General features: G+C 70.6%; 4 protein-coding genes. 2 read left to right on the plus strand and 2 right to left on the minus strand.

Features of this window, described 5'->3' with window-relative positions:
- The first annotated feature begins 108 nt into the window (after positions 1-108).
- Together VEW47_07315 and VEW47_07320 are read left to right on the plus strand one after the other, a co-directional pair.
- Positions 109-9,825 (plus strand): amino acid adenylation domain-containing protein, encoded by a 9,717-nt coding sequence (locus VEW47_07315; protein ID HYS04987.1) that lies wholly within the window; start codon positions 109-111, stop codon positions 9,823-9,825.
- Complete coding sequence (locus tag VEW47_07320) at positions 9,809-22,045, plus strand: amino acid adenylation domain-containing protein (protein ID HYS04988.1); 12,237 nt, start codon at positions 9,809-9,811, stop codon at positions 22,043-22,045. The genes VEW47_07315 and VEW47_07320 overlap by 17 nt, the downstream gene beginning before the upstream one ends.
- On the opposite strand, the gene VEW47_07325 is transcribed toward VEW47_07320, so the two are convergent.
- Both VEW47_07325 and VEW47_07330 read right to left on the minus strand, forming a co-directional pair.
- Entirely contained in the window at positions 22,042-22,263 is a 222-nt protein-coding gene (locus VEW47_07325) for an MbtH family protein (GenBank protein ID HYS04989.1), read from the minus strand. The two genes, VEW47_07320 and VEW47_07325, sit on opposite strands and share 4 nt — an antisense overlap.
- The gene (locus VEW47_07330; protein HYS04990.1) at positions 22,221-23,156 is read right to left on the minus strand and encodes an aspartyl/asparaginyl beta-hydroxylase domain-containing protein; all 936 of its coding nucleotides are present in this window, start codon (positions 23,154-23,156) and stop codon (positions 22,221-22,223) included. Before VEW47_07330 ends, VEW47_07325 begins: the two co-directional genes overlap by 43 nt.
- Positions 23,157-23,233 lie beyond the last annotated feature (77 nt).

The raw sequence follows: 23,233 nt of genomic DNA on the forward strand, positions 1-23,233 counted from the left end.
GCGCCTCCCGTCCGTTGACACGCTCGAACGCGTCGGGTATCTTCACGCAATCAAGCAACGACAGGCGTTTCGGCACGAACGTCGCTCCTCGTTGGAGGGCCGTCCGGGTTGAAGTCATCGTTCCCCGACCCCGCGCAGAAGCCGTCCCCCGCTTCCACCTCGACCCTGGAGGGGCCGTGCGTCCATGAGATGTTCGAGGCCCAGGTCGCGGCCGCAGGGGATGCGGTCGCGGTGGTCTGCGACGGCGAACGCCTGACGTACCGCGAGCTGAACGCGCGCGCGAACCGGATGGCCCGGCGACTGCGGGACCTCGGTGCTGTGACCGACGCGCTCGTGCCGATCGTCATGGATCGTTCCATCTCCATGGTGATCGCGATCCTGGGTTCCCTCAAGGCAGGGGCCGCCTGGCTTCCGCTCGATCCCCACGATCCCAAGGAGCGGATCGCCTTCATGCTCGAACAGGCGCGTGCCGCGATCATCCTGACGGAGGAGCGTCACCTCGACAGGCTGCCGGCGTTTCGCGGCGAGATCCTCGCGCTCGACCGGCGGGCCGAGGGTCCGGAGACAGGTGACGCGGCGAACCCCGGCCACCGGGCCGATCCCTCGGCGATCGCCTACGCGATCTACACGTCCGGATCGACGGGAACGCCCAAGGGGGTCCTGGTGCCGCACCTGGCGCTCACGAACCACATGCACTGGATGCAGGCCGTGTTTGCGCTGAGTCCGGCGGACGGCGTCGTTCAGAAAACACCCTTCACCTTCGATGCCTCGATCTGGGAGTTCCTGGCGCCGCTCGTCGCGGGTGCGCGCCTGGTCCTGGCCCGTCCCGGGGCCCATCAGGATCCCGGCTCCCTTGCCGGATTGATCGCGGACCAGAGCGTCACGGTCCTGCAGATGGTTCCGACGGGGCTGAGGGCGCTTCTCGACGAGCCGGGTCTCGAGCGCTGCCGCTCCCTGCGGCGCGTCTTCTGCGGCGGCGAGGCGCTGCCGGCCGACCTCGTCGAGCGCTTCTTCGAGCGCCTCGACGCCGAGCTGGTCAACCTGTACGGGCCGACCGAAGCGTGCATCGACAGCACCTCCTGGGTGTGCAGGCGCGGGGAAAGGGCGATTCCGATCGGCCGGCCGATCCACGGTTCGCGGGCGTACGTCCTGGACGGGCGCCTGAGGCCGCTGCCGGCCGGCGCGGAAGGCGAGCTCCACATCGCCGGCGCGGGTCTGGCGCGCGGCTACCTGGAGCGCCCGGACCTGACGGCCGAGCGCTTCCTCCCCGATCCGATCTCCGGAGCGCCCGGCGCGCGCATGTACGCCACGGGTGACCGCGCCTGTCTCCGACCCGACGGGTCGCTCGAGTTCCTGGGCCGGATCGACGATCAGGTGAAGGTGCGCGGCTACCGCATCGAGCCGGGGGAGATCGAGGCGGTTCTCGACCGGCATCCGTCGATCGCCGAGTGCGTCGTCGTCGCGCGTCCCGATGCGCCGGGCGGCTCGATCCTGGTCGCCTACGCGACGCTGCGGAAGGGGGTCGGACCCGCGCTCCCGGCCCCCCCCTCCGACCTGCGCGCCCACGTGAAGACGTCGCTCCCCGACCACATGGTCCCGTCGGCGTTCGTCATCCTCGACGAGCTTCCCAGAACGTCGAGCGGCAAGATCGACCGCCGGCGTCTGCCGGGTCCCGCCCCCGCGCGTCCCGAACTCGCGGTGCCGTTCGTCGCCCCGCGCACCGAAGTGGAGCGGCGCGTCGCGACGTTATGGGCCGGCCTGCTGGGTCTCGATCGGGTCGGGGTGCTGGACGGCTTTTTCGATCTCGGCGGGCACTCTCTGGTCGCCACGCAGGTGATCTCCCGCGTGCGGGATCAGTTCGGCGTGGAGCTGCCGCTTCGGGACCTGTTCGAGACGCCCACCGTGGAAGGTCTGGCGTCGCGCATCGAGACCGCCCGCCGGGAGCGGAGGCAGGTCGAGGCGCCGACGCGCGGACCCGCGCGCGCGGAGCATGAGAGGCCGATCTCGTTCGCGCAGCAGCGACTCTGGTTTCTCGATCAGCTGGATCCCGGCCGGCCCTTCTACAACGTGCCCAGCACGCTGCGCCTGCGTGGTCCTCTCGACCGCGCGGTGTTCGGGAAGGCGCTCGACGAAATCGTCCATCGGCACGAGGTGCTGAGGACGACCTTCCCGGGCGTCGATGGCAAGCCGGTCGCGGTGCCGGCCCCCCGCTGGCAGACCGCGCTTTCGATCGAGGACCTCTCGGAGCTGCCGTCTGCGGAGCGCTGGCCGGCGGCCTTGCGCAGGGCGCGTCAGGAGGCGCAGCGGAGGTTCGACCTGGAGCGGGGACCGCTCTTCAGGGCGCATCTGCTCGGTCTCGACGCGCAGGACCACGTCCTTCTCCTCACCTTCCATCACATCGTCACGGACGGCTGGTCGGAAGGCGTGCTCCACCGCGAGCTGGCGGCGCTCTACGCCGCATTCTTGCAGGGGCGTCCGTCTCCGCTGCCTGCCCTGCCGATCCAGTACGCCGACTACGCGGCGTGGCAGCGCGACTTCCTGCAGGGCCAGGTGCTCGACACACAGAGGGCGTTCTGGAGACAGGCGCTCGCCGGCGCCCCGCTCACGCTGGATCTGCCGACCGACCGCCCCCGGCCGGCTGTACGCACGCATCGCGGCGCCAAGGTGCGGGCGGGGCTCTCCGCGCGACTGTCGGAAGCGCTGGGCGACTTCGGCCGAGAGGAAGGGGCGACGCCGTTCATGACGATTCTGGCGGCGTTCAACCTGCTCCTGATGAGCTGGACGGGACAGGACGATATTCTGGTCGGCACTCCCATCGCGAACCGCCATCGTCTCGAGATCGAGGGGCTGATCGGGTGTTTCGTCAACACGCTCGTCGTGCGAACCGATCTGTCGGGCGATCCGACGTTTCGCGAGCTCCTGCGGCGCGTGCGCCGCGTCGCTCTGGAGGCTTATGCACACCAGGACCTGCCCTTCGAGAGGCTGGTCGAGGAACTGCGTCCTCCGCGCGACCTCGGGCGCACGGCACTGTTCCAGGTCATGGTGGCGCACGCCGCCACGACGCGGCTGGATCTCGAGGGACTGGAAGCCGAGTTCGTGGACATCGACGACGGCATCTCGAAATTCGACCTGACGCTCGACGTGGACGACGGCGGCCGGCAGCTCGCGTGCGACCTGGAGTACAGCACCGACCTGTTCGACGATGCGACCGCGCGCCGGATGCTTCAAGGCCTGGAAACGCTCCTGGAGGGGATCGCGGCCGAGCCCGGCAGGAGACTGTCGCGCCTGCCGCTTCTCCGGGAGGACGAGCGCCGGCGCATCCTGCTGGGGTCCCACGGACGCCGGACGGAGAACCGGGAGGCACGCACCGTCCACGGACTGATCGAGGAACGGGCTGCGACGGCGCGGGACGCGACCGCGGTCTCGTTCGGAGACAGACGGATCACCTACGCGGAGCTGGACGAACGTGCCGCGGCGCTGGCGCGCCGGCTGGTCCCGCTGGGCGTGGGGCCCGACGTCCCGGTCGGTCTGTGCGTCGAGCGCTCGATCGAGATGCTGGAGGGTCTCCTCGGGATCCTGAAGGCGGGCGGGGCGTACGTGCCGCTCGACCCGGCCTATCCGGGGGAACGCGTCGCCGGCATCCTGCGGGAGACGGGAACCCGGGTCCTCCTGGCGCAGCGGCGCCTCGTCGCCGGCCTGGAGGCGTGCGGGGCGCAAATCGTCCTGCTCGACGACATCGAGGTCACCGGTCCCGCTGCGGGAAGGGAGTCGATCCCGGACCCGGAGCCCCAGAGCCTGGCGTACATCACCCACACGTCCGGCTCGAGCGGGGTCCCCAAGGGGGTGGCGGTGACGCACGGCGCCCTGCTCAACCATGCCGTCGACGTGACACGACTCTACGGCCTGTCGCAGGCCGATCGCGTCCTGCAGTTCGCGTCGCTCAGTTTCGACGTCGCCGCGGAGGAGATCTTCCCGACCCTCCTGTCGGGCGCGACGCTTGTTCTCCGTCCCGACCCGGTCTTCGTCTCCGTCCCCGACTTTCACCGCTTCCTGGAAAGCGAGAAGGTCACGGTCGTCAACCTGCCGGCCTCCTACTGGCACGCCTGGGTCGCCGTGCTCCAGAGGGAGGGGCAGGACCTTCCCGCCTGTCTCAGGTGCGTCGTCATCGGCAGCGAGAAGGCCCTGGCCTCCCGTCTGGCGGCGTGGGACGAGGTCACCGGCGGGCGCGTCGCGCTGTTCAACGCCTACGGCCCGACAGAAGCGACGATCACGACCACCGTGTACTTGCATTCAGGACAGCGACCGGCCAGGACGGAAGGCCTGGTGCCGATCGGCCGGCCCATCGCAAACGCCAGGGCCTACGTCCTGGATCCTCATCTGAACCTGGCGCCGGTCGGCGTCCCCGGCGAGCTGTACATCGGCGGGGAGGGCGTGGCGCGGGGCTATGTGGGCCGGCCCGACCTGACGGCCGAGCGCTTCCTCCCCGATCCGTTCGCGGACGCCGCCGGCTCACGCCTCTACCGGACAGGGGACCGCGTGCGCTGGCTCGTTGACGGCGACCTGGAGTTCCTCGGCCGGCTCGACGATCAGGTGAAGGTGCGCGGCCACCGGATCGAGCCCGGAGAGATCGAGCGGGCCCTCGAGCGGTACGCGAGGGTGGAGGAATCCGCGGTCCTGGCACGCGAGGACTCTCCGGGGGACATCCGCCTGGTGGCCTACGTCGTCTTCTGCGCCGACGCGGAGCCGGCTCCGTCCGTGACCGATCTGCGCGCGCACCTCGGGGCGATTCTCCCTGAGCACATGCTTCCTTCCGCGTTCGTCATCCTCGAACGCCTGCCGCGCACACGCGCCGGCAAGATCGATCGGAAGGCCCTCCCGCCGCCCGACGCCGCCAGGAACGATCTCGCGGGGGAGCGCATCGCCCCGCGCACGCCGTCCGAGGAGACGCTGGCGAGCATCTGGGGGCAGGTCTTCGGCCGCGAGCGCGTCGGCGTCCACGACAACTTCTTCGAGCTGGGCGGCGACTCGATTCTCGCCATCCAGATCGTGGCGCGCGTGAACCAGGCGGGCCTGAGGCTCACCAGCCGGCAGATCTTCGAGCACCAGACGATCGCGGGGCTCGCATCCGTGGCCGGCACGCGTGTCCTCGTCGCGGCGGACCAGGGCGCGGTGACGGGCGACACGCCGCTGACGCCGATCCAGCTCTGGTTCTTCGAGCAGGATTTCCCGGATCCGCACCACTTCAATCAGGCTGTTCTCCTGAAGCCCCGCGAGACGCTCGATCCCGCCCGGCTCGAGGCGGCGATGGGGCGCCTCCTCGATCACCACGACGCGCTGCGCATGCGCTACCGGCGGGTCGACGGGGAATGGCGACAAGAGTGTGCTCCGCCGGGTGGAGCGATCCCGTTCGAGCACCTCGATTTCACGGCGCTTCCGAAGGAGACGCGTCTCGCTGCGATGGGCACGGCGGCGGGGGATCTGCAGCGCGGGCTCGATCTGGAGCGAGGTCCCCTCTTGAGGTCCGCGCTGTTCACGCTCGGTGCGGAGCTCGGGGAGCGCCTGCTGATCGTGATCCATCACCTCGTTGTGGACGGCGTATCCTGGCGAATCCTCCTGGATGACCTGAGCACGGTCTATCGCCAGCTCGAGCGGGGCGATTCGGTCGCCCTGCCGGCGAAAACGACCTCGTACAGGCGATGGGCGGAAGGTCTCGTGGAGTATGCGAGGAAGGCGCCGATCGAGAAGGAGATGGACTACTGGGTCCCGGCGGGGGGGCGTGAGGTCGGCAGGCTCGCGGTCGATCACCCGGCCGCCGACGACACCGAGGGTCTGGCGCGCGTCGTGACGAGCGTCTTCAGCGAGGACGAAACGCGTGCCCTCCTGCACGGCCTGCCCGCCGCATGGCGCACCGAGATCAACGACGTTCTTCTGACCGCCCTGGTCCGGACCGTGAGCGAAGCGACGGGTCGACGCGCCGTCCTCCTCGACCTCGAGGGTCACGGCCGGGAGGAGATTCTCGACGACGTCGATCTGTCACGCACCGTCGGCTGGTTTACAACCATCAAGCCGGTGTGTCTGGTCGTCGAGGGCGGGCGCGGACCGGAGGAGATCCTCAAGTCCATCAAGGAGCAGCTGCGCGCGCTGCCGGCGCGCGGCATCGGCTACGGTCTGCTGCGTTACCTGAGGGACGACGGCGATGCCGGCGCCCGCCTGCGGGCCCTGCCGCGGGCGGAGATCAGCTTCAACTACCTCGGTCAGTTCGACGCCACGGTGCCCGAGTCCTCGCCGTTCCAGTTCGCCCCGGAATCGACCGGCCCGGTGGTCAGCCGGCGGGGACACCGCACCCACCTGCTGGAGATCGGCGGCTACGTCGCTTCGGGGAGGCTGCGGGTCAACTGGAAATACGGCGGAAAGGTGCACTCCCGCGCCGGCATTCAGGCGCTGGCGCGACGCTTCGAGAAGGAGCTGCGCGCGCTCCTCGCGCTGGGAGGCAGGCCGGAGGCGTCCGCGTACACCCCGTCGGACTTTCCTCTGGCGCGTCTCGACCAGGAGGCGGTCGACTCCCTGGTCGGAGCGCGTCCGGATCTCGAGGACGTCTATCCGCTCACGCCGATGCAGGAAGGGATGCTCTACCACACGCTGTCGGCGCCGGAGTCGGGCGTCTACGTGGAGCACCTCGGCTGGAAGTTCCACGGTCCGCTCGACGAGCCGGCGTTCGTGCGCGCCTGGGGGCGCGCCGCCGAGCGCCACCCGATCCTCCGCACCTCGTTCCTGTGGGCCGGCGTCGAAAGGCCCCTTCAGGTTGTATGCCGGCGCGTCGAGCCGGCCTGGGACCGGCTCGACTGGCGCGGTCTCGCCGGCGCCGAGCAGGAACGCGAGCTCGAGCAGTTCCTGGCGTCGGACATGCGGCGCGGCTACGACCTGTCCCGGGCGCCGCTGCAGCGCCTCGCGATCATGCGGCTTGCGGACGATCTCCACCAGTTCGTCTGGAGCCATCACCACGTCCTCCTGGACGGCTGGTCGCTGCCGGTCCTGCTCAAGGAGGTCATGACGCTGTATCAGGCCTGCCGCGGGGAGGACGAGGCGCGTCTCCCGGAGACGCGGCCGTTCCGCGACTACGTCGCGTGGCTTCAGAGGCAGGATCCGGGAGCGGCCGAGGAATACTGGCGCAGGGCGCTCGCCGGGTTCCGCGCCCCGACCCCCCTGGTGGTCGACCGACCCGCGTCCCGGTCGGCGCGGCCGGACGACTACCGGCTGGAGCGGATCCGGCTGTCCCGCGCCCTCGCCGCCCGGCTTCGCACCCTGGCGCGCAGCCAGCAGCTCACGCTGAACACGGTCCTGCAGGGGGCGTGGGCGCTTCTCCTCTCCCGGTACAGCGGCGAGGAGGACGTGCTCTTCGGCGGCGTCGTGTCGGGACGCCCGGTTGAGCTTGCGGGATCGGAGACGATGGTCGGTCTGTTCCTCAACACGCTCCCGGTTCGGGTTCGACTGCCGGGACGCCGGAGGGTGGCCGAATGGCTGAGAGGGCTCCAGGAGGCGCAGGTCGAGATGCGGCAGTACGAGTACACGTCCCTGGTCCAGGTTCAGCAGTGGAGCGACGTGCCGCGCGGCACGCCGCTCTTCGAGTCGATCTTCGTGTTCGAGAACTACCCCCTCGACCGGGAGCTCCTGGAGCGCGCGGGGGATCTGGAGATCCGCGACCTGCGCGCAGCCGAGTGGACCCACTACCCGCTCAACGTCGTCGTGCCACCCGAGTCCGAGCCGTCGATCCAGATCAGCTACGACGCGCGACGCTTCCACGCTTCGGCGATCAGGCGCATGCTCGGCCATCTAGAGGCGTTGCTCGAGGGGATTGCGGCCGACCCCGGGAGGCGACTGTGCGATCTGCCGATGCTCACGACTTCCGAGCGGGTCTGGCTCGAGGAGCGCGACCCTCCTCGCCGTGTCACGACGGAGGGCTGCCTGCACGAGCGATTCGAGACTCAGGCGGAGCGTTCGCCCGGCACGATCGCCGTCGTTTCCGGGAGCGTTCGCCTGACCTACGACGACCTGAACCGGCGGGCGAACCGTCTGGCGCGTCGCCTGCGGGACCGGGGCGTCGGGCCCGAGACACGCGTGGCGATCTGCCTGCCGCGATCGATCGAGCTGATCGTTGCGATGCTCGCGGTCCTCAAGGCGGGCGGCGCATACGTGCCGCTCGACCCGGGCTACCCGGTCGACCGGCTGGCGCTCATGCTCGACGATGCCGGGGCGGGGGCGTTGATTGTCTCGGAGGGAACGATCGACAGGTTCCCCGGATACTCGGCCGCGATCGTCCTCTGCGACGAGGAAGTCGTGGCCTCGCCGGACCCGTCGACCGGCGACGATGCGAACCTGGCGCCGACTGCGCTCCCGGAGAACCCGGCCTATGTCATCTACACCAGCGGCTCGACGGGGCGTCCGAAGGGTGTTGTGGTGACGCACCGGAGCGCCGCCGCGCTGTTCGAGTCGACGCGGGAGCGGCTCGGGTTCGACCGGCGCGACGTCTGGACCCAGCTCCACTCCTGCGCCTTCGACTACTCGGTGTGGGAGATCTGGGGAGCCCTGCTGCACGGCGGCCGCCTCGTCCTGGTGCCGCCTCTGGTCGGCCGATCACCTGAGGCGTTCTACGATCTGCTCCGCCGCGAAGGGGTGACGGTGCTGAACCTGACACCCGCGGAGCTCCGGCAGTTTCTTCAGGAGGACGAGCGGCACGGCAAGGACGCCCTGGCGGTGCGACTCCTGAACATCGGCGGCGAGGCCCTGAATCCGGACGATGTGACGCCGTGGATGGCGCGTCACCCCGACGGGCCGCTCCTTTTCAACCTGTACGGCATCACCGAGACGACCGTGATCGTGACCTGGCACCCGCTCCGAGGCGGGGATTCCGGAGGCCCGTCGAAGAGCGCCATCGGCCGGCCGATCCCCGGGTGGCGCGTGCATCTGCTCGACGCCTTCCTGCGACCGGTTCCAATCGGCGTGCCGGGGGAGATCTACGTCGGCGGGCCCGGTCTGGCGCGGGGCTATCTCGGCCGGCCCGATCTGACCGCCGAACGCTTCGTGCCGGATCCTTACGGGAGCCCGCCGGGGGCGCGTCTGTACCGATCGGGCGACCTGGCGCGCCTCTCGGAGGACGGCGACCTGGAGTACCTGGGCCGCATCGACGACCAGCTGAAGATCCGCGGCTTCCGCATCGAGCCCGGGGAGATCGAGGCGGCGCTGCTTCGCCACGCGGCGGTGCGCGAAGCGGCTGTCCTGGCCCGGCAGGACGGGGACGGAGAAAGACGCCTGGTCGCCTACGTCGCGCCCCGGTCGGGTCAGGAGGCGGCGCCGGCCGAGCTGCGCGCCTTCCTGAAGCGGTCGCTGCCGGATTACATGGTGCCGTCGGCTATCGTGACGCTCGAGGCGCTGCCGACGACGGCGAACGGCAAGGTGGATCGCCGCGCGCTGCCCGCGCCCGGGACGGCGCGCTCCGAGGCGGACCCGGCTCCGGTGCCGCCCGACACGCCGATCGAACGGGAGCTGGCGCGGCTGTGGGGCGGCCTGCTGGGTGTCGAGACCCCGGGCGTCGAGGACAATTTCTTCGAGGCCGGCGGTCAGTCCCTCCTGGCCACGCTCCTGATCTCGCGCGTGCGGGCGCATCTCGGGGCGGAGGTCTCCCTGAAGGATTTCCTGGACCGGCCGACGATCCGCGGCCTCGGCCGGCTGGTGGAGACGGCCTACCTGAGCGCCGCGTCCCCGAGCGAGCTCGACGCCATGCTGGGTCTCATGGACGGGGAGGACGGAGCGCGTGCCGAAGAATCCTGATCCCACGGATCGTGCCGGAGACCTGCACCCGGAGCGGCGGGCGCACTTGATGCGCCTGCTGCGCGATCGAGTCGCGCGGGGGGAGGGGTCCGCTCCGATCCCGAAGCGACCCGCGGGCCCCCCCGCGCCGCTGTCCTTCGCGCAGCAGCGTCTGTGGTTCCTCGATCGGCTCGCCCCCGGCGCGCCGACCTACACCATGGCGCGCGCCGTCAGGCTGCACGGCCGGCTCGACCGCCAGGCGCTCGAGCGCGCCCTGAACGAGATCGTCAGGCGCCACGAGATTCTCCGGACGACGTTCGTCGAGACGCCGGACGGACCGGTCCAGCGCATCGCGCCGGCTCTGGAGATGAAGGTGCCCATCGTCGAGTGCGGCCCGATCCAGGGAGATCGCCAGGCGGAGGAGATCGGGCGCCGCGCGGCGGAGGAGGCCCGCCGTCCGTTCGACCTCGAACGCGGCCCGCTCGTGCGCATCGTCCTCCTGCGTCTCTCGGACGACGAGCATGTCCTGGTGCTGGCGATGCACCACATCGTCGGCGATGGATGGTCGATCGATCTGTTCGATCGCGAGCTCGCCGTGCTTTACAGGGCATTCTTGGAGGGGCGTCCGTCGCCCCTTCCCGATCCGACGCTCCAGTACGCGGACTTCTCGCACTGGCAGGGGCTCTGGCTCAAGGGCGACCAGGCGCGGCGACACCTGGAGTACTGGCGGGCGCATCTCTTCGGGGCGCCGCCCGTTCTGGGCCTGCCGCTCGATCGCCCGCGGCCGCCGGCGCCGACCTACGGCGGCGCGCGCGTCGCGTTCGTCGTTCCGGCGGGGCCCGTGCGGCGCCTGAAGGAGCTGGCGCAGCGTGAAAGCGCCACGCCGTTCATGGTCCTCCTGACCACCTTCCAGGCCCTCCTGTCCCGGCTGACCGGCCAGGACGATCTGTGCATCGGGACGCCGGTCGCCGGTCGCACGCGCCTCGAGACCGAGCCGCTCCTCGGTGTCTTCGTCAACAGTCTCGTCCTGCGCGCCGACCTCTCGGGCGCCCCGACTTTCTCGGAGCTGCTGCGGCGCGCGCGCGCGACGACCCTCGAGTCCCTGGTCCGGCAGGATCTGCCGTTCGAGAAGATCGTCGAGACGCTGCGACCGGCGCGCGATCCCTCCGTCCACCCTCTGTTCCAGACGATGTTCGTCCTGCAGGGCGGCGCTCACGACGTGCCGGCCCTCCCGGACCTGGAGGCGGAGCCCGTGGACTTCGAGCTCGGGTCGACGCCGTTCGACCTGACGCTGATCGTCTCGGAGCAGGACGGGACCATGGAGGCCGTCCTGGAGTACAGCACCGACCTGTTCGATCGCCCGTCGATCGAGCGGATGGCCCGTCACTTCGAGATCCTGCTCGAGGCGTTCCTGACCGACCCGTCGCGGCGCCCGGCGACCGTCCCTCTCCCGGGACTGGTGGACACACCCTGGGAGGGGAGGGGTCCGAACCGGGAGGCGGCTCCGGCGGCCGCACCGGCCCCGCACGTGTCCCCGCGCAACGCCACGGAGCGGGCCGTGGCACGCCTCTGGATCGACCTCGTCGGCGGCGAGCGGGTCGGCATCCACGACAACTTCTTCGAGGCCGGCGGCCACTCCCTCCTCGCCCTGCAGCTCGTTTCCCGGGTGCGTCAGGCGCTTCGCGTCGATCTCCCGGTGCGCCGTGTGTTCGAGCGGCCGACGATCGCCGGGCTGGCGGCCTTGATTGACGGTGACGCGCCGCGGGCCGCCCCGATCCGGGAGGACGGCATCGCGCGCCTGCCCCGCGGCGCTCCGTCCCCGCTGTCGTCCGCCCAGAGACGTCTCTGGTTCATCGATCAGATGCGGCCCGGTAACCCCGCCTACAACATCCCGCTGGCCCTCCGCCTGCGCGGGCCTCTGGACGAGGACGCGCTCGAGCGCAGCCTCTCGACCATCGTCGGGCGCCACGAGGCCCTGCGGACCATCGTCACTCTGGCGGACGGGGAGCCGGTGCAGCGCGTCCTGCCGGCGGAGCCGTCCGGATTGCCGCGTATCGATCTGACCGCGCTGCCGGCCGGGGCGCGCGAGAGTGAAGCGCTCCGTCTGGCGGCGGAGGAGGCGGGCGCGGCGTTCGACCTCGCGCACGGACCGCTCTTCCGGGCGCGGCTTCTGCGCCTGGACCAGGAGGATCGCATCCTGATCCTCACCCTGCACCACATCGTCGGCGACGGCTGGTCGCTCGGGGTCCTGCTGCGCGAGCTCCAGACTCTCTACGAAGGGCTCGTCGCGGGGCGGCCGCCCCGACTCGCGGACCTGCCGATCCAGTACGCCGACTACGCCGCGTGGGAGCAGGATCGCCTGCAGGACGCGCGGATGCAGGAGCAGATCGCCTATTGGAAGCGGCGGCTCCACGGCGCCCCCGGCCACCTCGACCTGCCGTTCGACCGGCCGCGCCCCGAGTCCGCGACGTTCCGCGGCGCCTTCCGTTCTTTCCGGCTGTCCGAGGACGCGAGCGCCGTGATCAGGAGCCTCGCGCTGCGCGAGGGCACGACGCCGTTCGCCGTCCTCCTGGCCGCCTTCCAGACTCTGCTCTTCCGCTACAGCGGACAGCACGACGTGTGCGTCGGCACGCCGGTGGCGGGGCGGAGCCGCCTCGAGGCGGAGGACTTGATCGGGTGCTTCGTCAACACCCTGGTGCTGCGCGGCGATCTGTCGGGCGATCCCACATTCCGGGATGTCGTGCGGCGCGCGCGCGAGGTCGTCCTGGAGGCGCAGACGCACCAGGATCTGCCGTTCGAGAGGCTCGTGGACCTTCTGTCGCTGCCCCGGGACCCGGCGCGCCAGCCGCTGTTCCAGGTCGCCCTGGTGATGCAGAACATGCCGATCCCGGAGCTGCGTCTTGGCGATGTCTCGGTCGAGACGGTCGACATCGACACCGGGACGGCCAAGTTCGATCTCACGATGCAGGTCGAGGACAGGGGCCCCAGTCTCGACGGCTCGCTCGAGTACAGCACGGATCTGTTCGATGCCGCGACGGTCGAGCGGCTCCTGGGCCACTTCCAGACGCTCCTCGAGGGCGCCGCCGCCGACCCGGACCGCCGCATCGCGGAGCTGCCGCTCCTGCGCCCGGACGAGCGGCGGGAGCTGCTGGCGTTCCCGGGGGGGCCGCTTCCGCGGGCCACCGGGACGCTCTGCCTGCACGACCGCTTCGAGCGCCAGGCCCTGCTCCTCCCCGCCGCCATCGCGCTCACGTTCGAGGACCAGGCTCTGAGCTACGGAGAGCTGAACACCCGGGCCGACCGCGTGGCGCGGATCCTGCGCCGCCGCGGAGTCGGTCCCGAATCGCTGGTCGGCGTGTGCCTGGACCGATCCCCGGAGTTGATCGTCGCGATTCTCGGGATCCTCAAGGCGGGCGGTGCCTACGTCCCTCTCGATCCGGCCTACCCGCGGGAGCGGCTCGCCTTCATCCTGGACGATACGCAGGCGCGCGTGATCCTGACGCGCGCGCGTTTCCTGGACGCACTCCCGGCACCGACGGCGGGCCGCGGACCCGAAGCGATCTGTGTCGACGCCGACGAGGGAGAGCCCGATCGGGACGGCACATCGCCCTTCGAGTCCGGCGCGCGCCCGGAACACGCGGCCTACGTCATCTACACCTCCGGCTCGACCGGCCGCCCCAAGGGGGTCGTGGTCACGCACCGGAACGTCACCCGGTTGTTCGAGGCGACGCGCCTTTGGTTCGACTTCGGCCCGGCCGACGTCTGGACGCTGTTCCACTCCTGCGCCTTCGACTTCTCGGTCTGGGAGATGTGGGGAGCGTTGCTGCACGGCGGCCGGCTCGTCGTCGTCCCGCACCTGGTCAGCCGATCGCCCGAGGCGTTTCTCGATCTCCTGCGCCGGGAGCGCGTCACGGTCCTCAACCAGACGCCGTCCGCCTTTCTCCCCTTGATGCAGGCAGAGCGGAGCGCTGCTCCCGAGCGGGATCCGGCCCTGCGTCTGGTGATCTTCGGCGGCGAGGCGCTGGAGCCGGCGGCGCTGCGCCCCTGGTTCGAGCGGCACGGCGACGAGAAGCCCGAACTCTTCAACATGTACGGAATCACCGAGACGACCGTGCACGTGACCTGCCGGCGGCTGCGCGTCGGTGACGCGGGCAGGAAGGGGAGCCCGATCGGGCGGCCGATGCCGGATCTGCGCCTGCACGTCCTCGATCCGAACATGGAGCCTGCCCCGTACGGTGTCATCGGGGAGGTCTACGTCGGGGGGGACGGCCTGGCGCGCGGCTACCTGAACCGCCCGGATCTCACCGCCGAGAGGTTCGTCGCCGATCCCTTCGCCTCCGGCGAGCGTGCGGACTCCCGCTTGTATCGGACCGGTGACCTCGCCCGCCGGTGTCCGGGCGGCGAGGTCGTCTATCTGGGGCGCGCCGACGACCAGGTCAAGATCCGCGGCTTCCGGATCGAGCCGGGGGAGATCGAGGCGGTCCTCGCCTGCTGCCCCGGAGTGCGTCAGGCGGTGGTCGTGGCGCGCGCCGAGGCCTCGGGAGAGAAGCGGCTGGTGGCCTACGTGGTGCCGGAGAGCGGCGCCCTGCGCACCCTGGACGTCGTGCGCGGTTTCCTGATGGAGCGACTGCCCGACTACATGGTCCCCTCGACCTTCCTGTTCCTCGAGGCGATGCCGGCGACACCAGGCGGCAAGGTCGACCGGCGCGCGCTGCCGGTGCCCGAGCGCGCGCGGCCGGATCTCGAGGGAGGGTACGTCGCGCCCGGGACACCTGTGGAGAAGGCGATCGCGGACATCTGGGCGGAGGTGCTCGGCCTCGAGACAATCGGCATCGACGACAACTTCTTCGCCCTGGGGGGGGATTCGATCCGCTGCATCCAGGTGCGGACGAAGGCGGGGGAGGCCGGGATCGACATCACCCTGCAGCAGATGTTCGCCCATCAGACGATCCGCGGTCTGGCCGCCGAGCTCGCGCGCGTCCTGCCGGCGGACGCCCCGGGCACCCGCCCGGGCGCCTTCGACCTCGTCTCTCCCGAGGATCGCAACCGGCTTCCCTCAGGCGTTGAGGATGCTTACCCGTTGTCGCGGCTGCAGCAGGGGTTCGTCTTTCACAGCGAATTCAGCCCGGACTACATCATCTACGTCAGCAGCATCGAGATCGGCGCCCCTTTCCTGCGCGACCGGCTGCGGACTGCCGTACGGTATCTGGTCGAGCGCCAGCCGATCCTGAGGACCTCGTTCGACCTCACCGGCTTCAGCGAGCCGCTTCAGCTCGTGCACGGCGACGCAGAGATTCCGATCGAGGTCCTCGATCTCGGCCGCCTGTCTCCGCCGGAACAGGACCGGGCGCTCGCCGCGTGGGTCGAAGAGGAGATGCGCATCCCCTTCGACTGGACCCGCCGGCCGCTCATGCGCCTGCACGTGCACCTCCTGGCGGAGGCGAGGTTCCAGCTCACGGTGAGCGAGCCGTTCTTCGACGGCTGGAGCGTGGCGACGCTCATGACCGATCTGATCGAGACGTATTCCTCCCTGCTCCGCGGGGAGGACCCGCCGCCCGGGCCGCCGCTCCGCTCGACCTACCGCGACTTCGTCGCGCTGGAGCGTGAGGCACTCCGATCGGAGGGGTGCCGGGATTTCTGGGCGGGGAAGGTGGCGGATGCCACCGCCACACGGCTGCCGCGCCTCGAGATGGCGTCCCGGGACACAGGAGCCCTCCCGGTCTGCCGCGTGGAGGTGCCGATATCTCCCGAGACCTCGGGCGCCTTGCAGCGCCTGGGGTGGTCGGCCGGCGTGCCTCTCAAGAGTGTCCTGCTGTCGGCGCACCTGAAAGTCTTGTCTCTGTGCGCCGGCCGCGGGGACGTCGTCACGGGCCTCATCGCCAACGGCCGGCCCGAAGAGCAGGACGGCGAAAAGATCCTCGGCATCTTCCTCAACACCCTGCCGCTGCGTCTGCGTCTTTCGGGGGGGACCTGGAGCGACCTGGCGCGGCGCGCCTTCGAGGCCGAGCGCGAGATGCTGCCGTACAGACGTTTCCCGATGTCCGAGCTGCAGCGCATGACCGGGGGTCGGTTTCTCTCCGATACGGCCTTCAACTATACGAACTTCCACGTCTACCGCAGGCTGGAGCGCAAGGGAGGGCTCGATCTGTGGGGCGGGTACGGGTTCGAGCAGACCTACTTCGCCCTGACCGCCCAGTTCAACCTGGACGAGTCCACCTCCCAGGTCTACCTCGCCCTCGACTACCGCTCCGCGGAGCTGTCGCGCCGGGAGGTGGAGGAGATCGCGGCGCACTACGCCCGTGTGCTGGCGTCGATGGCGGGCGCCCCCGATGGCCGGCACGACCGGTTCGAGGCGCTGACGGCGCCCGAGCGCCGCCGGGTCCTCGTCGAGTGGAACGACTCGCGGCGGGACTACCCGCTCGACGGCTGCGTGCACGACCTGTTTGAGGCGCAAGTCGAGAGGACACCCGAAGCCGTCGCCGTCGTGGACGGAACCCGGACCCTGACCTACGGGGAGCTCGGCCGCAGGTCCAGCCGGATGGCGCGCCGGCTCAGCGCGCTCGGCGCGGGGCCGGAGGCGCTCGTGGCCGTGTGCCTGCGGCGATCGCTCGACATCGTCGTCGCGCTTCTCGGAACACTCAAGGCCGGCGCGGCCTACGTGCCGCTCGACCCGGCCTATCCCGGGGAGCGCCTGGCGTTCATGCTGGAGGACACCCGGGCGACGGTGCTGATCACAGAGGAGAACCTGCTCGGGCTCTTCCCTCCCCACCGGGCGCGCGTCCTCTGTCTGGACCGCGACCGCGACGCGATCGAGCGCGAACCCTCCGACCGCCCGCTCTGCGGGGTCGCGCCGGGAAATCTCGCGTACGTCATCTACACCTCGGGCTCGACAGGACGGCCGAAGGGAGCGGCGATCGAGCACGGGAGCACGGTGTCCCTGTTGCACTGGGCGCGCGAGACCTTCGGCGACCGGGACCTCTCGGGTGTTCTTGCCAGCAGCTCGATCTGCTTCGACTCGTCGGTCCTGGAGATCTTCGGGCCGCTGTCGTGGGGCGGCACGGTCATCCTGGCGGAAAACGCCCTGGAGCTCCCGACTCTCCCGGCGCGCGACCAGGTCCGCCTCATCAACACGGTGCCGTCGGCGATCGCCGAGCTGCTCAGGACCGGCGGGATTCCCGCCTCGGTGAGGACCGTCAGTCTCGCCGGGGAGGCGCTGCAGAACCCCCTGGTGCAGAGGATCTACACGCAAGGCACCATCGAGAGGGTGATCAATCTGTACGGCCTGTCGGAGGCGACGGTCTACACGACGATCGCGCGCCCCTCCCGGGGCGCGACCGACACCACGCCGATCGGCCGCCCGGTGTCGAACACCCGTGTCTACATTCTCGACGAGAACCTGGACCCCGTGCCCCCCGGCGTGCCGGGAGAGCTCTGCGTCGGCGGCATCGGCCCGGGGCGCGGCTACATCAACCGCCCCGGCTTGACGGCGGAGCGGTTCATCCCGGATCCGTTCGGCGACGCGCCCGGCGCCCGGATGTACCGCACGGGCGACCTCGGGCGGTTCCGCCCCGACGGGACGATCGATTTTCTCGGCCGCATCGATCAGCAGGTCAAGATCCGCGGCTTCCGGATCGAGCCGGGGGAGATCGAGTCGGTGCTGGGCTCCCATCCGGCGATCGGCGAGACGGTCGTCCAGGTGCGGGAGGAGAGCGACGGCGACAGACGCCTGGTGGCTTACGTCGTCCCGAAGCCGGGGCCGGCGTCCATGTCGCTGCGCGAGCTGCGGCGCCACCTCGCGGCGCGACTCCCGGAGTACATGGTGCCGGCGACGTTCGTCGTCCTGGCGGCGCTGCCGCGGACGCCGAACGGCAAGCTGGACCGCAAGGCTCTGCCGGCGCCGGGTCCCTCCAGGCTCGCGGGAGCCGCGGAGCATGCCGCACCGGTCACTCCCGAGGAGAAGAAGCTGGCCCGTCTGTGGGGACATGTCCTGAGGACGGAACGGGTCGGCCTCAACGACAATTTCTTCGAGGCGGGTGGCCACTCGCTGCTGGCGACGCAGCTCGTCTCGCGTGTCCGCGAGGCGTTCAAGGTCGACCTCCCCCTGCGCGCCCTGTTCGACGCGCCCACGGTGGCGGGGCTGCTGCGTGCGATCGAGAGCGGTAGCGCCGCGGCCGCGGGGCATGACGTTCCGGAGCTCCGCAGAGCGCCGCGGGACGGCGATCTGCCGCTGTCGTTCGCGCAGCAGCGTCTGTGGTTTCTCGACCGTCTCGAGCCCGGCTGCGCCTTCTACAACATCCCCGCCGCTCTGCGTCTGCGGGGGAGACTCGATGTGCAGGCGTTGCGGCGGAGCCACTCCGAAATCGTCCGACGCCACGAGGCGCTGCGGACCACGTTCGCCGAGCGCCGGGGCGAGCCGGTGCAGGTCATCGCAGCCGCGTCGGAGCTCGACCTGCCGGTCGTCGACCTGGGCCGCCTGCCGGCCCGCGAGCGCGAAGGGGAGATCCTCAGGCTGGCGCGTGACGAAGCCCGCGCCCCTTTCGATCTGGCTCGGGGCCCGCTGGCGCGCACCGGCCTGGTGCGGCTGTCCGACGACGATCACGTCCTGTTCCTGACGACACATCACGCCGTCAGCGACGGCTGGTCGATGCACGTGTTCCTGCGCGAGCTGGCGCACATCTACGGCGCCTTCCGCGCCGGGCGCCCGTCCTCCCTGGCGGAGCCGGCGGTCCAGTACGCCGACTACGCCCTGTGGCAGAGACGGTGGCTGCAGGGGGACGTCCTGCGGGGGCAGCTTGAGTACTGGAAGGAGCGGCTGGCCGGGGCGCCCCTGGTCCTCGACCTTCCGGCCGACAGGGCCCGTCCGCCGATCCAGACTTACCGCGGAGCGCGCTATTCCTTCGCCCTGCCGCCGGATCAGGGCAAGGATCTCGAGGAGTTCGGGCGCCGCGAGGGAGTCACCCTGTTCATGACGCTCCTCGCGGCTTTCCAGTCGCTCCTGCACCGCTATACGGCGCAGGAGGAGATCCTGGTCGGGACGCCGATCGCCGGGCGCAGCCGTGTGGAGACCGAAGGGATGATCGGCTTCTTCGTCAACACGCTGGTTCTGCGCGGCGACCTCTGCGGCGATCCGTCGTTCCGGGCGCTCCTCCGGCGCACGCGGGACTCCGCCCTCGGCTCCTACGCGCACCAGGACCTGCCGTTCGAGAAGCTGGTTGAGGCGCTGCAGCCCGAGCGCGACCTCGGCCGCGCGCCGCTGTTCCAGGTGATGTTCGCCCTGCAACCCCCGAGCGAGGACGTCCCCGCACTTGACGGCCTGACGATGCAGTACATGGAGATCGACACCGGCACGTCGCAATTCGACCTGACGCTGTCGATCACCGACGCCGGGGAGGGGCTGGCCGGTTCGTTCGAGTACTCCACGGATCTGTTCGATGAACCGAGAATCCGCCGGATGGCCGGACACCTCGAGGTCCTGCTGCGCGCGGCCCTGGACAACCCGGAGCGACGTGTGTCGGACCTGCCGATCCTGCGGCTTTCGGAGCGGCGGACCGTGCTCGAAGAGTGGAGCCGGGGCGCGGGCGGGGAGACCCGGACGGAGGATCCCCTGATCCTCGATCGGATCGAGGCGCAGGCGGCCCGCACAGCCGGGACGCCGGCCGTCGTCTCCGGGACCGGCCGCCTCGCCTACCGGGAGCTGGATCGCCGCGCGAACCGGCTGGCCCGGCATCTGAGATCCCTGGGGGTCGGGCCCGAGGTCCCCGTGGCGATCTGTCTCGAGCGCTCCCTCGACCTCATCGTCGGGATCCTCGCTGTCCTGAAGGCGGGCGGCGCCTACGTCCCGCTCGACCCGGGCTATCCCCGCGAGCGGCTCGAGTTCATCCTGCGCGACACGCGCGCCCCGATCCTGCTGACCCGCGAACCGCTGCTATCGTCGCTTCGGCTGCGCCCGCCGCGCGCCGTCTGCCTGGACAACGCGGACGACGCCGCGGCGATCGCCGCAGCGGGCGCGTCGCCCCTCGACCGCCGCCCCGACCGCGACGATCTCGCCTACGTCATCTATACGTCCGGCTCGACGGGGCTGCCGAAAGGGGTGCTCGTGACGCATGGCAACCTGGCCCGCTCGACCGCCGCCCGATTGGATATGTACCGGGAGACGATCGCCGGCTTCCTGCTGCTCCCGCCCTTCGCCTTCGACAGCTCGGTGGCGGGGATCTTCTGGACTCTCTCCTCCGGGGGCACACTCGTCGTGCCTCCCGAGAACGTCCACGAGGACCCGCACAGACTCCTCGACCTGATCCGGGGAGAGCACGTGTCGCACTGGCTGAGCGTCCCGTCTCTGTACGCCTACACGCTGGCCCAGGCGCGGCCCGACGATCTCGCGTCGCTGCGGACCGTCATCGTGGCGGGAGAGGTCTGCCCGCCCGAGCTTGTGGCGAAGCACCGCGGCCTGCTCCCGGAGGCCCGACTGTTCAACGAATATGGACCGACCGAGGCGACGGTCTGGTGCGCCGCGCACGAATGCACCGCGCCGGCGAGAGGTGTGGAGGACGGGAACCACAGCGTTCCGATCGGCCGCCCGATCCCGGGCGCGCGGCTCCGCGTGCTCGACCGCAAAATGGAGCCGGCGCCGATCGGTGTCCCGGGCGAGCTGTACGTCGGCGGGGCCGGCGTGGCCCGAGGCTACCTCCACCGTCCCGACCTGACCGCCGAGGTCTTCCTGCCCGATCCCTGGAGCGGCGAGCGCGGCGCTCGCCTCTACAGGACGGGCGACCTGGGGCGCTTCCTGCCGGACGGCACGCTTGAATTTCTCGGGCGCACGGATCACCAGATCAAGCTGCGCGGCTACCGGATCGAGCCGGGGGAGATCGAAGCGGTCCTGGCGCAGCACCTGTCCATCCACGAGAGCGCCGTGGTCGTCCAGGAGCCGTCCCCGGGCGACAGTCGTCTGGTGGCGTTCGTGGTGCCCGAGGCAGGGGAGGTGGTCCTGCCCGGCGACCTGCGCTCCTTCCTGAAGCAGAAGCTGCCGGTCCACATGGTGCCGTCGTCCATCGTCGCGCTCGACTCCTTGCCGAGGACGCCAAACGGCAAAGTCGACCGCCGCGCCCTCCGGGTGGTGCGGCCGGGAGGGGCAGGACGGGATCCCGCGCGACCGGCGACGCGAGCCGCGGCACCCCGTGACGACGTGGAGCGTCGTCTGGCGGCTCTCTGGGAGGAGGTACTGAACGTCCGTCCGATCGGTGTGAACGAATCGTTCTTCGACCTCGGCGGTCACTCCCTCCTGACCGTCCGACTCATGGCGCGGGTGGAGAGCGAGTTCGGAAGGCGGCTGCCGCTCTCGACCCTGTTCCGCGGCGGCACGATCGCCGTACTCGCGGACGCGCTCCGGCGCGGAGCCGCGCCGGACGTGCGCCCGCCGCTCGTGCGCCTCTCAGGCGACTCCGCCACGGGGCCGCCGTTCTACTGCGTGCACCCGATCGGCGGGACGATCCTCTGCTACGGTGCACTGGCGCGCCGTCTCGGGACCGACCGGCCGTTCATGGCCCTGGAGGCGCCGGGATTGGAGGACGGGGACACGCCGGAGACCTCGGTCCAGGCCCTCGCGTCGAAGTATTCCGAGGCCCTCAGGAAGCACCAGCCCCGCGGGCCGTACTCCCTCGGCGGCTGGTCGTTCGGCGGAGTGGTCGCGTTCGAGATGGCCCGCCGGCTCGCGGCACGCGGCGAGCGCGTGTCGCTGCTCGCGCTCATCGACAGCCGCGCCCCGGGTTCGCTTCCCGAGTCCTCCAATCCGGTGGACGGCTCATCGCTGGTGGCCATGCTGGCGCGCGAGCTGGGCGGCGGATCTGCGTCCGGACTGGACGGCGTCGTGGAGCGGGCGAAAGCCGAGGGGCTCCTGCCGCCCGAGATCCGCGACGCGGAGGTCCGGCGTCTGCTTGAAGTCCTCAGGTCGAACCTGAAGGCCCTGCGCGGTTACCTGCCCGGGATCTATCCCGGACGCGTGACCCTGTTCCGCGCCGCGGACGCGACGGCGCACCATCGCGATCCGACGCTCGGCTGGGGCGAAATCGCCGCCGGGGGGGTGGAGGTGCACCAGGTCCCGGGCGATCATTATTCGATGCTGCGCGAGCCGCACGTCCACGCCCTGGCCGGGGAGCTCCGAGCGCGCCTGCAAGCGGCCGTTGCCGGGGCGTCCAGGGCGCCGTCCGCCGGGCAAAAAAAAGAGGCTTCAGGGCCGGGACCCTAAGCCCGGCCTTTGTCCCGGTCCATCTTGTCGCGCAGGCTCTTCGGCCGCATATCGGTCCAGACTTCCTTGATGTGGGCCAGGCATTCGGCCTTGGTGCCGGTCTTGCCCGCGTCCTTCCAGCCCGGCGCGTTCTCCTTGTCGATCGGCCAGATGGAGTACTGCTCTTCGTGGTTGATCACGACCCTGTAGAGGTCGTCGTCTTTGTCTTCAGCGGCCATGCGGTCCTCCGGGTCCGGATGTTATCCGATTGGCAAGGCAGCAGGCGCAAGTCCTGCAGGCTGGCCTTGCGTGCGGCGGCGGTGTCGCCGAGAAGCGCCCCCACATTTTCCTCGATGTCGGCCAGGGCATCGATCTCGACGGCGGTCAGGTCCGGGTGCGGGAAGCGCACGAGGAGGACGACCCGGTCCCCCTCTCCACGGTGCCAGACTGCGTGCTCGAAGCTGTCGTCGAAGACGAGGCAGCGGCCCTCCGTCCACGTCCGCGTCTCGGAGCCGACGCGGATCGTGCAGCCGGGCGGGATGAGAACGCCGAGGTGCAGGGTCAGCTGATAGTTGACCAGACCGCAGTGGGCAGGCAGGTGAGTCCCTGGAAGCAGCCGGGAGAACTGGGCCAGGAACACCTCGCCGATCAATTGTTCCACCACGGCCGCGGTGCGCGGGCAACACCGGACGCCGTCGGGGGACAGGAGGTCGAACACCGTCCAGGCGTCCCGGCGGTCGCGCAGGCCGAACTTTTCTTCCCGGTACTCGGCCCCCTCCCCGTCGACGAACGTCGCGAAGGAGCCCGGTCGTGCGAGCAGGGCATCGAGCTCGGCGCGCGTCTCGCGCCAGCGCCGCTCGAGCGGCTCGATCCATGGAAAGCGGTCGTTCTCGTACCACGGCCGCGCGGAGAGACCCGGGAAACGCAGGAGCTCCGGCCGCTGTCCGGGCGGATCGTCGCCGGGAGGAGCGAGCCCCTGAATGACCGGGACGAAGCGTTCGACGCGTTCCAGAGCCGCGGCCGGATGGCGCGCCCGCCAACGCGACAGCAGTGCGGCGAGCCTGTCCCGGGCGGAAAGAAGCCGCTCGTGCCGGGCATTGTTGCCGGATGAGGCCACGTCCGATCCTAGCATGCCACCCGTTCGAGCCGGGGGCGACGCGAGCATGCCAGGAGACCGCTTGCGCGGCGGCAAGGTCAGGCGGTATTTTC

Source organism: Candidatus Dormiibacterota bacterium, assembly GCA_035635555.1.
In the GTDB taxonomy this organism is placed as follows: domain Bacteria; phylum Acidobacteriota; class Polarisedimenticolia; order Gp22-AA2; family Gp22-AA2; genus Gp22-AA3.

Excerpts from the sequence above, each read along its gene's own strand:
- VEW47_07330 (HYS04990.1), bottom strand. The coding sequence starts at position 23,156 with ATGCTAGGATCGGACGTGGCCTCATCCGGCAACAATGCCCGGCACGAG.
- VEW47_07325 (HYS04989.1), bottom strand. The coding sequence starts at position 22,263 with ATGGCCGCTGAAGACAAAGACGACGACCTCTACAGGGTCGTGATCAAC.